The organism is Blautia sp. AF34-10 (assembly GCF_003477865.1).
Classification (GTDB): domain Bacteria; phylum Bacillota; class Clostridia; order Lachnospirales; family Lachnospiraceae; genus Fusicatenibacter; species Fusicatenibacter saccharivorans.
Map to the genome: position 1 here is coordinate 79,566 of NZ_QUED01000008.1, position 13,915 is coordinate 93,480.

At 46.7% G+C, this 13,915-nt stretch carries 12 protein-coding genes; 11 read left to right on the top strand and 1 reads right to left on the bottom strand.

Annotation, left to right across the window (positions count from 1 at the left end; translation table 11 throughout):
* Nucleotides 1–224 precede the first annotated feature (224 nt).
* From recA to rny, 3 genes are all read left to right on the top strand, one after another.
* On the top strand, nt 225–1,292 hold the full coding sequence (recA, locus tag DWZ60_RS06915; protein ID WP_022463338.1) for a recombinase RecA: 1,068 nt from the start codon (nt 225–227) through the stop codon (nt 1,290–1,292).
* Nucleotides 1,293–1,919, top strand: coding sequence for a regulatory protein RecX (locus tag DWZ60_RS06920; RefSeq protein WP_117760399.1), 627 nt, complete (start codon nt 1,293–1,295; stop codon nt 1,917–1,919).
* Between the two features lie 148 nt (nt 1,920–2,067).
* Nucleotides 2,068–3,633: a ribonuclease Y gene (gene rny, locus DWZ60_RS06925; protein ID WP_022463336.1), complete on the top strand. Its 1,566-nt coding sequence runs from the start codon at nt 2,068–2,070 to the stop codon at nt 3,631–3,633.
* Nucleotides 3,634–3,745: 112 nt separating this feature from the next.
* Here the strand turns inward: rny and DWZ60_RS06930 are convergent, their stop codons facing one another.
* A complete protein-coding gene (locus tag DWZ60_RS06930) occupies nt 3,746–4,576 on the bottom strand; it encodes a helix-turn-helix transcriptional regulator (protein WP_117760398.1) in 831 nt (276 codons plus the stop codon).
* A 187-nt stretch (nt 4,577–4,763) separates the two neighbouring features.
* Here DWZ60_RS06930 and DWZ60_RS17990 point away from each other — a divergent pair, with 187 nt between their 5' ends.
* The 8 genes from DWZ60_RS17990 (at nt 4,764) to DWZ60_RS06960 (ending at nt 13,908) form a co-directional block, all read left to right on the top strand.
* Nucleotides 4,764–5,912: a glycoside hydrolase family 3 protein gene (locus tag DWZ60_RS17990; RefSeq protein ID WP_243038239.1), complete on the top strand. Its 1,149-nt coding sequence runs from the start codon at nt 4,764–4,766 to the stop codon at nt 5,910–5,912.
* Nucleotides 5,909–6,424 (top strand): hypothetical protein, encoded by a 516-nt coding sequence (locus DWZ60_RS17995; RefSeq protein ID WP_243038240.1) that lies wholly within the window; start codon nt 5,909–5,911, stop codon nt 6,422–6,424. The genes DWZ60_RS17990 and DWZ60_RS17995 overlap by 4 nt, the downstream gene beginning before the upstream one ends.
* A gap of 14 nt (nt 6,425–6,438) precedes the next feature.
* Nucleotides 6,439–7,344 (top strand): glycoside hydrolase family 3 protein, encoded by a 906-nt coding sequence (locus DWZ60_RS18000; RefSeq protein ID WP_243038243.1) that lies wholly within the window; start codon nt 6,439–6,441, stop codon nt 7,342–7,344.
* 214 nt (nt 7,345–7,558) lie between these two features.
* Entirely contained in the window at nt 7,559–8,134 is a 576-nt protein-coding gene (locus tag DWZ60_RS06940) for a stage II sporulation protein M (RefSeq protein WP_055267028.1), read from the top strand.
* Nucleotides 8,135–8,245: 111 nt separating this feature from the next.
* On the top strand, nt 8,246–9,127 hold the full coding sequence (gene xerD, locus DWZ60_RS06945) for a site-specific tyrosine recombinase XerD (RefSeq protein ID WP_117509101.1): 882 nt from the start codon (nt 8,246–8,248) through the stop codon (nt 9,125–9,127).
* Between the two features lie 206 nt (nt 9,128–9,333).
* Entirely contained in the window at nt 9,334–10,851 is a 1,518-nt protein-coding gene (locus tag DWZ60_RS06950; RefSeq protein ID WP_117509100.1) for a response regulator transcription factor, read from the top strand.
* Entirely contained in the window at nt 10,848–12,650 is a 1,803-nt protein-coding gene (locus tag DWZ60_RS06955; RefSeq protein ID WP_117760396.1) for a sensor histidine kinase, read from the top strand. The genes DWZ60_RS06950 and DWZ60_RS06955 overlap by 4 nt, the downstream gene beginning before the upstream one ends.
* Nucleotides 12,651–12,975: 325 nt before the next feature.
* Nucleotides 12,976–13,908: an ABC transporter permease gene (locus tag DWZ60_RS06960; protein WP_117509098.1), complete on the top strand. Its 933-nt coding sequence runs from the start codon at nt 12,976–12,978 to the stop codon at nt 13,906–13,908.
* Nucleotides 13,909–13,915: the final 7 nt, after the last annotated feature.

A 13,915-nucleotide genomic window follows, 5' to 3' on the forward strand; every position in this document is an offset into this window, starting at 1 on the left:
AGGAAAGAAAAGCCGTTTCGGGATTTTTTTGCAGTATTTTTGGGTTGCGGCAGGAGAGTGGAATATGCTACACTTGTGCATAAGGATATATTCGAAGCAGCTCCGGTGCAGAGGATTTGGGGGCTGAAAAAAGACACAAGAAAAACAGTTGACAACAAAGCAGATTTGTAATAGTATGTATACAGAAGCGAACGGACGTTCGCATGGTAAGGAGAATATTCAGTATGGGAAATAATAACGAAGATAAACTGCGTGCACTCGATGCCGCACTTGGACAGATTGAAAAACAGTACGGAAAAGGAGCTGTCATGAAGCTCGGAGATTCCGCAGCAAACATGAACGTGGAAACCATCCCGACCGGCTCTTTAAGCCTGGATATCGCACTCGGTCTTGGCGGTGTGCCGAAGGGAAGAATTATCGAGGTATATGGACCGGAGTCTTCCGGTAAAACAACCGTAGCGCTCCACATGGTAGCCGAAGTACAGAAACGCGGCGGAATTGCCGGCTTCATCGATGCAGAGCATGCGCTCGATCCGGCCTATGCCAAAAACATCGGTGTTGATATTGAAAACCTCTACATCTCACAGCCGGACAACGGCGAGCAGGCACTTGAGATCACCGAGACGATGGTTCGTTCCGGTGCGGTAGACATCATCATCGTGGACTCTGTTGCAGCCCTCGTTCCAAAAGCCGAGATCGACGGCGACATGGGAGATTCCCACGTCGGACTGCAGGCGCGTCTGATGTCTCAGGCACTCCGGAAACTGACTGCAGCGATCAGCAAATCCAATTGTATTGTTATCTTTATCAACCAGCTGCGTGAAAAAGTCGGTGTCATGTTCGGAAATCCGGAGACCACAACCGGCGGCCGTGCACTGAAATTCTATTCTTCCATCCGTCTCGATGTCAGAAGAATCGAAGCCTTAAAGCAGGGCGGAGAGATGGTTGGAAACCGTACCAGAATCAAAGTCGTGAAAAACAAAGTAGCTCCGCCGTTCCGCGAGGCAGAATTTGATATCATGTTCGGAAAAGGAATCTCCAAAGAAGGAGACGTTCTGGATCTGGCAGCTTCCGTCGGCATCGTACAGAAGAGCGGCGCATGGTTCGCATACGGCGGCGACAAGATCGGCCAGGGACGCGAAAATGCGAAAGCATACCTGCGCGAGCATCCGGAAATCATGGATGAGATCGAGCACAAAGTGCGCGTGGCTTACGGCCTGATCAAGGAAGAAGCACCGGAAGGCACAGAAGAAACAGCAGCAGTTCCGGAAACCGAAGGAGACGACGAATAAATGTTTGTGACAGAGATTCGTCCTCTGAATAAAAAGAAATCACGGATCCTCTTCGATGACGGAGAGGATCTGGTTCTTTATAACGGGGAAATCCGCGCTTCCCGCATCAAAGAGCAGGAGGAGCTTCCCGATGAGGTTTACGAAAAGCTGGCAGGGGAAGTGCTGACTAAAAGGGCCAAACACCGCGCGATGTATCTGCTGCTCAGACAGATGCGGACGAAAAAAGAGCTGGAAGATAAGTTACGAAAAGACGGCTATCCCGAGAGAGCCATTGAAGAGGCTGTCTCGTACGTGGAGAGCTTTCACTATATCGACGACCGCGCATACGTGGAGCAGTATCTTGCGGGCAGCGGTGCGAAAAAAGGGAAAAAGGCAGTCCTCTATGCGCTGGCACAGAAAGGCGTGGACCGGGAACTGGTGGAATCCGTCCTGGAAGAGCAGGAGGATGCCCGCGATGAGTATGAACTTGCAAAAAGTGCCGCCTTCGCAAAGCTCGGCACGCCGCACCGGCTGGATGAAAAAGAGTACCGCCGTGCCGCCGGTTTTCTGACGCGGAAGGGATTCGGCAGTTCCGAAATCCGTCGGGCACTGGAAGAATACCAAGATTCCGCTGACGAAGAATCCTGAATATTCCCGGCGATTCCGCCACATGCCGCGAAATTATGTGCAATAAATTACATGAATATTTTTAAAACATTGACAAATTTGTGAAAACAGTATAAAATTGTAGTGTTGTAAATGTGCAATGAAAACTAAATAAGGAGGTGCTCCGGTAATGGGTACAGGTATTACAATTCTGCTGGTATTCATTGCTGTAGTAGTCACGCTGCTTATTGCGGTTCCTGTTACCAGGAAAATTGCTGTGGACAATAAAATCAAGCAGGATGCTGAGAAAATTGGCACAGCGGAAGAAAAGGCGAGAAACATCATAGATGAAGCACTGAAAACTGCCGAAACTAAGAAACGGGAAGCCCTGCTGGAGGCGAAGGAGGAGTCTCTTCGTACGAAGAATGAAGTAGAAAAAGAGACCCGAGAGCGCAGAGCGGAACTGCAGAAATATGAGAAGCGCGTTTTATCGAAAGAAGAATCTGTAGATAAAAAAGCGGACGTATTGGAGCGTCGTGAAAACGAAATTGCAGCAAAAGAGGCAAGCGTCAGAAAGAAAGAAAAGGAAGTAGACGGTCTACACGAAAAAGGAGTACAGGAACTGGAAAGAATTTCCGGTTTTACCTCCGAGGAAGCAAAAGAGTATCTGTTAAAATCTGTGGAAGACGAAGTAAAAATCGACACAGCAAAGCTCTACAAAGAGCTGGAGAGCAGAGCAAAAGAGGAAGCAGGCCGTAAGGCAAAAGAGTATGTGGTAACAGCTATTCAGAAATGTGCTGTCGATCACGTATCCGAGAGTACCATCTCCGTGGTACAGCTTCCGAGCGATGAAATGAAAGGCCGCATCATCGGCCGTGAAGGACGAAACATCCGTACACTCGAAACCATGACAGGCGTTGACCTGATCATCGACGATACACCGGAAGCAGTCGTTCTTTCCTCATTCGATCCGATTCGCCGTGAGGTGGCAAGAATTGCTCTGGAAAAACTGATCGTAGACGGAAGAATCCATCCGGCCCGCATCGAAGAGATGGTAGAAAAGGCCCGCAAAGAAGTAGAACAGAATATTCGCGAGGAAGGCGAGGCAGCCGCACTGGAAGTCGGTGTACACGGACTTCATCCGGAGCTGATCCGTCTCCTTGGAAGAATGAAATTCCGTTCCAGCTACGGACAGAATGCATTAAAGCATTCGATCGAGGTAGCACAGCTTTCCGGTCTCCTCGCAGGAGAGGTAGGATGCGATGTCCGCATGGCAAAACGTGCCGGACTGCTTCATGATATCGGTAAATCCATCGACCATGAGGTAGAAGGATCTCACATTCAGATCGGTGCAGATCTCTGCAAAAAGTACAAAGAATCTCAGATTGTGATCAACACAGTAGAATCACATCACGGGGATGTAGAGCCCCAGTCTCTGATTGCATGTATCGTTCAGGCAGCGGATGCAATTTCCGCAGCAAGACCGGGTGCAAGAAGAGAAACACTCGAAACATATACCAACAGATTAAAACAGTTGGAAGACATCACGAATTCGTTCAAGGGTGTCGAAAAATCTTTTGCTATTCAGGCTGGTAGAGAAGTCCGCATCATGGTTGTTCCTGAGCAGGTATCCGATTCTGAAATGGTACTGCTCGCAAGGGATATCTCGAAACAGATCGAAGCTGAACTGGAATACCCGGGACAGATCAAGGTCAATGTTATCCGCGAGAGCCGTGTAACGGATTACGCGAAATAAAAGACTTTCTACGAAACAATTTAATAACGAAATCAAAAAGAGGCTGTGGACATGAGCAATCATGTTCCACAGCCTTTTCAGTGTGTATAAGAACAGTAAGTTTCAAAAGAATTTATACGTGCCGTATCCGGTTCGAGCGCATTTTCTGAGGTGTAGAGCCATACAGCTTTTTGAAGGTCCGCATAAAAATTTTGTAATTCGACAGCCCGTTTTTCTCCATCAGTACCGTGATCGTTTCGTCGGAATTCTGTAAATCTTCGTACAGGTGCATCGTGCGCACATCGTTCAGATATTCGAGAAAGGTCTGTCCGGTATACTTTTTAAAGAGCCGGCAGAAATACTCCTTCGAGAGCGCCAGGGAATCCGCGGCTGTTTCGAGGCTTAACGGTTCCGGGTAATGCACTTTCACCCAGTTCATAACGTGTGTCACGCGCTGCAGATCGCGCTGTGAACCCGTGAGGGATGCCGAAGGGATCTGGTGGGAATACGACCGGCAGAGATGGTACAGAAATTCGTACAGTCGTGAGGTAAAGAGAAGCTGGTATGAATCGGAAGGATTCTGCCGGATCTCGTTCATCTCCGAGAGCAGTGCGCGGAGCGGAGCCGGCTGTTCCGAGTAGGGAATGATCGTGTCGAAACGCATCGTATCAAAGTCCGGCAGATATTGGCGCATCTGGCTTGCGGAAATCTGCAGCAGAAGATATGTACAGGTGTTGGAGCGCGTCATATGGAGGTCGCCGGAGTTGATGATAATCAGATCGCCCTCGTTTAACCGATACTCCGTTGCCTGGACAATCGCGGAAAACTGTCCCCTGATCAGATAGAGAATTTCCACATATTCGTGCCAGTGCGCCGGAAAAACAAAAGCGGGCGCATCCTGCAGCTCAAAACGGACGTGCAGCAGATCGGTTTCGTGTATTGTTTCGTAAAAGCAGGATTCCATAAGTACCTCCAGGATGTGATAGAAATATACGTCAATTATAATCAAAAAAGATAAGAATATTGTACCAGAAATTGGGCGAAATATCAATATCAACCAGAGAAAGGACAAGAAAGGAACTAGAAGTTACACGAAAAAGGGAAGATAATGGAGACATTAGCACGAAACAAAGTTTGGGAGGAACAAAGACATGAAAGCAAAGGTAAGAACCTTTAACGGAACTACATCTCCGGAAGTAACCCAGCGTGAAACAGATCACCGCAAACTTGCCCGCGAGGCAGCAGCAGAGGGATTCGTTCTTCTGGAAAACAAAGATCATTTCCTGCCGCTGGCAAAGGGCAGCAAGGTAGGTCTTTACGGAGCAGGTGCGATCCGCACCATCAAAGGAGGCACCGGTTCCGGCGATGTCAATGAGCGTGACAGCGTTAATATTTTCCAGGGCATGAAAAATGCAGGCTACGACGTAACAAGCAGTGAATGGCTGGAGGATTACGATAAACTCTACGTACAGGCAAGACTGGACTGGAAAAATGAGATTTTCACAAAATTGAACGGAGACGACACAAAATTCTTTGATGCGTACTCTGCAACCCCGTTCTTTATGCCATCCGGAAACCCAATCGATGAAGAGAAAGCAGCAGCCGACGGTGCAGACACCGCATTCTTCGTTCTGGCACGTATCGCAGGAGAGAACAAAGACCGTTTTGATACGGAGGGTGACTACTTCATCTCCAAAGAAGAGAAAGCTATTCTGGCACAGGTTTCCAGATGCTATAAAAACGTTGTTCTTGTTATCAACACCGGCGGCCTGATGGATCTGGCATTCGTAGAAGAATTTGACAATATCCGCTCTATTTTACAGTACGTACAGGCAGGCCAGGAAGGCGGAAATGCATTTGCTGATGTTGTAAGCGGCGATGTAACCCCATCCGGAAAAATGACAGATACCTGGGCAAAAGATTACTATGATTATCCGGGTGCAGAGGTTTACAGCTACAAGAGCGGCGACCTCATGAAAGAAAAATACGAAGAGGGTATCTTCGTTGGATACCGTTACTTCGATACCTTTGAAGTACCAGTCCGTTACTCCTTCGGTTACGGTATGTCCTACACCGATTTCGAGATCAGAACCGATGACATCAAAGTAAGCGGCCGCGGTATGATGAATCCGAAAGTAAGCGTGACTGTTACCGTCACCAACACCGGCGATACTTATGCAGGAAAAGAAGTTGTACAGATCTACGCTTCCTGCCCGCAGGGCAGACTGGTGAAAGAGTTCCGCCGTCTGGCAGGCTTTGGAAAAACAAAACTGCTGGCTCCGAAGGATCCCAGACCATGACCATCACCTTCCCGCTGTATCAGCTGACTTCCTATGAGGAGGAAAGCGCATCCTGGATTCTGGAGCCGGGCATGTATGGTATCTGGATTGGAAATGATCTGAATACATCTGTTCTCTCCGGCGCGCTGGAGCTGGACGAGAAAGCAGTCATGACAGCGTGTGAAAATATCTGCCCGCTGAAAGAGGAATTGAATGAGATTGTTCCTGATGCAGAAAAAGTTCAGGCAAGAGAGGCTGCATGGCAGAAGGAAGTAAAAGAAAAGAGAATGAGCGTGATCGAGCTTAAAGCATCTGAGATCCCAACTGAGAAAGTAGATTACCAGCGGTACCGGAAGAGCTTCCTGGAAAAGCAGGAAAGATTGTGGAATCCCTTTCTGTGGATCAGCTGGCACTCCTTGCAACCGGTGATCCGGGAAGAGCACAGGGCAACGCGCTTGGCTCCGCAGGAATTTCTGTTCCGGGAGCAGCAGCGGAGACATCCCCGTGTGCTTCGGAGGAGCCGTGGAATGTAACCACCATTGCTCTGGTGGACGGACCTGCAGGTCTTCGTCTGAAGAGAGAATACCAGGTAGACAACGGAGAGATCGTAGCGAGCGATTTCCTGGCGGCACTGGAAGGCGGATTCTTCAGCAAACCGCAGGAAAAACGCGGAACAACCTATTATCAGTTCTGTACCGCAATTCCGGTTGGAACACTTCTGGCACAGAGCTGGGATGTAGAACTGATCAAGAGAGTCGGCGAGATGATCGGCCATGAGATGGAGCTGTTCAACGTAACACTGTGGCTGGCACCTGGCATGAACATCCACAGAAATCCGCTCTGCGGAAGAAACTTTGAATATTATTCCGAGGATCCGCTGCTTGCCGGTATGATGGCGGCTGCTATGACGCTCGGTGTACAGAAGGTACCGGGCTGCGGAACCACGATCAAACACTTCGCATGCAACAATCAGGAGGATAACCGTATGGGCTCCGATTCCATCCTGTCCGAGCGTGCCCTGCGTGAGATCTATCTGAAAGGCTTTGAAATCGCAGTCAAAGATGCACAGCCGATGTCCATTATGACATCTTACAACCTGATCAATGGTGTACACGCTGCAAACTGCTACGATACCTGCACGAAAGCAGCGAGAGATGAGTGGGGATTTGCAGGAGCTATCATGACCGACTGGACAACCACCAACGTACAGATCCAGGGCGAGTGTACGGCAGCGGGCTGCATGAGAGCCGGAAATGACATGGTAATGCCGGGTCTGCCGGAGGATCACGAGAACATCAAAAAAGAACTTGCAGATGGAACTCTGACGATGGCAGAATTGAAACGCTGCATCTATAACACGGTAAATATCGTACTGCAGTCCAATATGTACGAGGGCGCAGTCAGCTACCTTGATCAGTTCGATGATCTGGATACCTATCTTGTCGTGAAATAAAAGAAGTGAAAAATATCTTATGGGGATATACAAAAAGCAGGGTTTGAAATGAACGGACATTTCGGTGCGTGAGACATTGGGGGACCCTGAAAAGAGGAAAGAAGTGCCATTCGCAGATGGGGGTCTGCGGAGCAGGCACTTCTTTTACGTATATTGTCTATGAACCGTGAATACATTGACAGTAAGGCAGAAAATAAGGAGGCGCAAAAAGCAAATGAGAGAACGGGATGAGAATGCATATATTCGTTTTTTTGCCCTCTGGTTTGCGGCCGGTATGACTCTCGGTGTACTGCTGCTGCTTGCGGCATCCCACACGGGAATGAAGGAGGGAAATAGCGTCCGCCTCTTTCAGGCGGAGGCGTTTTTTGGAAGAAAAATTTCCGCAAAGGCCTGCTTTTCCTATCTTCTAAAGGTACGGTTAGCACCGGCATTTGCGGGACTTCTCTTTGGATTGACGGCAATCGGTGCGTATTTTGCCACTGCTGCCGTTTGGGCATATGGTTTTCTGTGTGGCGTCTTTCTCTCGGCTGCCTATCTGCAGAACGGAATGGCAGGTCTTTTATTCTTTTTTCTGGCTCTTTTTCCGCAGATTTTCCTCTACCTTGCCGCGTTATTTCTGATGGCTGCTGCGTGCAGCCGGATGGCAGAGACGAATCACCTTGCCGGCGGCATACAGAAAAAGGAATATTTTTGCTTCGGCGTGCGCTACTTCTTTGCAATGATCCTGCTTCTGTGGGGTATTCTGCTTGAGAGTTATGTCAATCCGTGGTTTCTTGCGAAAATCCTGTAAAAACGGTCTGAAAAGGGAATTGCATTTTTGAAAAAACGTGTATATAATTAAAAGCATTGTTACCCTTTATCGGGCAGTGAGAGGGAGAAAAAAGCAAAAAGGAAAAAAGCTATGCAGGAAACGATACAGTCATTTACGGACTATCTACAGACGGAAAAGAAAGCGTCAAAAAATACAGAAGTCTCCTATCAGCGCGATCTTCGAAAGCTGGCAGTTTTTTTGAAGGAGCACGGAATAGAAAAACCGGAGCAGATGAATGCAACGGTTTTAAATTCTTATTTATTATATCTGGAGCGGGAACACTTCTCCCCGGCAACGATCTCGCGCAGCATTGCGGCGATTCATATGTTTTGCCAATATGCATGTCAGGAGGGAAAAATGGTATCTGACCCGTCGAAAGCACTGCAGCCACCGAGGGTTGAGCGGAAAATGCCGGAGATCCTTTCCATCGCAGAGGTCGATCTGCTGCTTCGCCAGCCCAAAACCGACACGCCAAAGGGGATCCGCGACAAAGCAATGCTGGAAATGCTGTATGCGACCGGTATCCGCGTCAGTGAGCTGATCCATTTGAAGATACAGGATGTCAACCTTATGATGGGCTACATCACCTGCCGCGATGAAAAGGAGCGGATCGTTCCGTTCGGCGGACCGGCGAAAAAGGCGTTGGAGCAGTATCTGGGGAGTGCGCGCGCAGCCCTGATGCATGGACGGGATGATGATGTATTGTTTGTCAACTGCTCCGGAGGTCCGATGAGTCGTCAGGGATTCTGGAAAATTCTGAAATCCTATGCGAAATCCGCAGGCATTACGGCGGATATTACGCCGCATACCCTGCGTCATTCGTTTGCAACCCATCTGCTGCAAAACGGTGCGGACTTAAAGAGTGTCCAGGAGATGATGGGACACGCCGATATTTCGACGACGCAGATGTATCTCCACCTTGGTGTGAATAAGATCCGGGATGTGTACCGGAAGGCACATCCGAGAAAGTAGCAGATTGAACAAAAAAAAGAAATGGAAAAAGCGTATTTGGCAAAACTTGAATGAAAAGATTTGCCAAATACGCTTAATTTTTTGAGATTATGCAGATTAGAATGTGCCAGGAAACAGCAGTTTTGATTCACAAGCTACAAAATCTGTGTTATACTGAAAAACAGGTTTTACATTTAAGTATGATATAAGCAAAGGGGTATCACAACATGAAACTGATTGTGGTAGAAGATGAAAAGATTATTCGAACTGGCCTTTTAAAGCACGTTCCGTGGCAGCGCCTTGGTGTTTCGGAAGTTGAAGCGGCCGCGAACGGAGAGGAAGCATTGGCGAAAACGGAAAATTTCCGGCCGGATATCGTTCTTTCGGATATTCGCATGCCGGGCATGAGCGGTGTGGATCTGTGCCGAAAATTAAGAGAAAAATTCCCGGAGATCGAGATTATCTTTTCGACGGGCTATGCAGATAAAGAATATCTGAAAGCAGCAATCGATTTGCATGCAGTCGGATACGTGGAAAAACCGGTTAATGTGAAGCTGCTCTCGGAAAACGTCGAGGAAGCAGTGCAGCGTGTGAGAGAGCGCAGAAAAAGCGAACGCGCGAAACTTCGAAACTATCTTTTGGAGGTGGATACCGATGTTTCACTGGAACAGGCGGAGGGAGCCTATTTTCGCATTGTCATGATCCATTTTGACAGTGAAGGCTGTGGAGCCGGATTCTTACCGGAATTTGAAAAAATGGCCAAGGAAGCACTGCGACCATATCAGATTTCGATAACAATGACACTTTTTGATCCATTCTGTCTGATTTTGCTCCTTGGAAGTGAAAAAGAAAAACGTTGGAAAGAAATGGAACCGATTTTAGTTGAGACGTTGAAGAGCTGTACACAGGACGGTTCGATTTCGGGCTGCTTTTTATCGCATGGAAGAAGAGGCAGCTGTCAGAAAGACATCTTATTGTCTTATCGTCAGGCAAAGGAAGCGGGAAAAGCTCTTTCGTGGCTTGGATGGGGAAAAAGTGTCTGCTACGATGACATTCCGCCAGAGAAGCCGTGGATGGATGACGCCAAGAAACAGAGGGATGAATTTTATCAACTCCTTATAGACAACAATGAAAAAGGTGCCTGCCTTTTTCAGGAAGAATTGTATGAAAAACTGGTTAGCCATCATCTGTGTATGAGTTCTGACATACGGTACCATTATTGTGTGATGCGTGATATGCTGGAAAAAGCAGCAGAATATCGATATCCCGGTATGCTGGAAAAGCCGTGGGAACAGAGAGGAACCGATTTCTTTATGCAGGCAGAAACGTTTGCGGAAATGAAAGAGGAGATGATACGCAGAATCGAGCAGCTTTTTGAAAAACAGAATGGAAAAACGAATACGCATAAAACGGAGAACCGTTATAATGTGAGCCGTATCACGGAATATATTCAGGAACATTATGCAGATCAGGATCTTTCTATTGGAACACTCGCTGAGCTTGTTTATCTGACACCGACGTATCTTTCTACCGTGTTTAAAAAACAAACGGGGCTTACAATTGGACAGTACCTGCTGGAAGTGCGTGTAGAGAATGCGAAACAGAAAATGCGTGATCCGCAGCTGAAATTCTATCAGGTATCTGAAATGGTGGGTTATGAGGATGCCAATTATTTTGCGAAAATCTTTAAAAAGAAGACGGGGGTTACCCCGACAGAGTATAAGGAGAGCCTGCAGATGCGATGAAAAATCCATTACAGAAATTGTCAATGCATAAGAGAATGATGTTGTATTTCTCCGTTCCGCTGATTCTGGTGCAGATTTTACTCTGCTTTTTATGTTATCCGCAGGTGGTGCGCCATTATCGTGAAAAAACAGATTACTCAATGGAACAGTCGGTAAGCCAGGCGATTTCTTTTACGGAGAGTTATCTGCGGAATATGACGTATCTGGCGAATATGGTGGAGGACAATGGGGTAATTCAGAATACACTGTCAGCGGATGGCTTTGGAGAAGAAAGACCATACATGGAGCAGTGGCTGGAATACTATGAGCTGAATAAAGAATTTAATTCCTACGAGATTTCGAACTCGATCTATCGTTTCTGCCTGTACGTGCCGGATGAGGTGATGTATGCGGGAAATCAATATTATTTCGATGGAGTATCAAGGCTTAAGGAACGCAGCGATTACGTTGATCTGCGGTATGCTCTGAACACGGGAGAAGATTACGTTGCAATCAGTCGTGAGAGAGACGGTGTGGATCAGCAGGATACCTCGCAGATGGTTACCCTGTATCACCGGATTGCATCCAAAAAAGAAAAAGAAGAGGAACTTGGTATCTGCAGCATCAGTGTTTCTGCGAAATATTTCCAGGATATTATGAAAAATGCCAATATCACATCAGAAGGTCTTGTTTATCTGATGAGTGAAAACGGCAGGATGATTACCAGCTCTAACAGCAGTATTCTTCAAAAAATGCAGAAAAAAGGAATACTTTTAAACTATGGCGCGGAGCTTTTTATGGAAAAAAAGAAGGAGGGACAGAAGGAATATTACATTACCCGGCAAAATGTGGACGGTGCATCCTGGCAGATGATCTTGATAATTCCCGAAAATGAATATGAGGATCAGTACAGGTTTCTGTGGCTCTCAGCGGCTCTGATGCTTGGAAGTATGATTGCCGTTATTGTATTGATGTCATATCTTCTTTCCGGTTACTACGTTGGAAGACTGAAAAAGCTGAATGTGGAAATGACGGGTCTGGAAAGCGGAAATCTGAACGCAAATCTGCCAATCACAACCGAGGAAGATGAAATTGAGGAAATTTATCACAATTTTAACGGTATGGTGCAGGAAGTCCAGCGGCTGATGCAGGAGCATTATCAACTTGGTAAGGAAGTTAAAATGGCAGAGGTACGGGCACTGCAGGCGCAGATCAACCCACATTTTCTCTACAATACGCTGGATCTGATTAACTGGATTTCCATGGACTACGGTGCAGAGGAGATCGGAACGCTGACGTGGAATCTGGCCCGGTTCTATCGGTTGAGTCTGAATCATGGAAAGAGCCTGATTTCCATCGGGGAAGAAGTCGAGCATGTTGAGGTTTATGTCAATATCGAAAATTATCACTTTGATAACGCCATTTCTCTCGAGGTAGATGTACCGGAAGAACTGAAGAGCTATGCATGTCTCAATATTATTCTCCAGCCATTTGTGGAAAATGCGATCGTCCATGGGATTGCGGAGAAACCGGATATTGAAAGCTGTGAGATCCGGATCTGCGCGAGAAGAGAGGAACAGGATATTGTTTTTTCTGTGCAGGATGACGGACCCGGTGTCGATGTGAAAGAGATGCAGAAAGAGACACAGCAGGACATCCGGACAGCACAGCATGGCTATGGTGTGCGGAACATCAACTTTCGCCTGAAGCTCTGCTTCGGTGAAAAGTATGGTGTTACGTATCTGGAAAGTGAAAAAGGAACGCATGTTGAGATCAAAATTCCGGTTATGACAATGGCAGAAGCGGAAGAGAAGATCTGAAAAGAAAGAGAGAGGAAAAACTCTCTTTCTTTTTGTATAAAAATTGTGAAAATGAGCGGAGAGATGTGGAAAGTACGCTGACAAATTGACAAGAAACAGGAAGAAAAACAAGATTTTTCCTGTGCAAGATCACAAAAATCATAAGAAATTACTAGAAATCGAAGTTTTGTTGGGTACAAAATAGCTAAATCCTTCGGTATAATAGGGTCATCAGTTGAGAACAAGCCCAAGACAAAGCGATGCGTGGAGGGTCTTGGGAGCACTCTTGTACAGGCCGGCAGTTGCATACAGTGCAGGAACGATGAAAAAGAAAGGAAGTCAACAAATGGGAAAGCATGTGAAAAGTTTTGTAGCAGAAGTAAAGAAAAACAGAGCCCTTTTTGTTATGGCGATGCCTGCATTTTTGCTGGTATTGATTATGCAGTACCTTCCGATGTCCGGACTGGTGCTTGCATTTAAGAACTATCGATATGATCTTGGCGTATTCGGAAGTGAATGGAATGGATTTGCAAACTTCGAATACCTGTTCTCATCCGGAACCGGATGGCTGATTACGAGAAACACAGTTGTGTACAACCTGTTAAACCTGGTTACTTCACAGCTTCTTGCGGTATTGATCGCAATTTTTATTTCTGAGATCAACAAAAAAATCTTTAAAAAAGTGACACAGTCAATCATTTTCTTACCGTACTTCATCTCCTGGGTTATCGTTGGAGTTTTTGTTTACAATATCTTCAACTATGAAACCGGTATCCTGAACAGTATCGTAACCTTCTTTGGAGGGGAGAAGATCAATATGTACGATGCATCCAAAGCCGGTATATGGCCATGGATCATCTGTCTGTTCAACTCATGGAAATGGTGTGGATATAACTCCGTTATTTACATCGCAGCAATTACCGGTGTCGATGCTGAGATTCACGAAGCAGCTTCCATCGACGGTGCAAATATTTTTGAGAGAATCCGTTTCATCACTCTTCCGAGCATTCTTCCGACCATTATCACCATGCTTCTTCTGCAGGTTGGCCGAATTCTCCGTGGTGATTTCGAGATGTTCTATCAGATCGTTGGAAACAACGGACAGCTCTTCAACAAGACCGATGTTATTGATACCTATGTATTCCGTTCCCTGATTCAGAACTCCAACCTCGGTATGACAGCGGCAGCATCTTTCTATCAGTCCGTCATCTGCTTTGCGACTATTCTGATCGTAAACGCAATCGTAAAACATGTAGAAGAAGATCTTGCACTGTTCTAAGACAGAA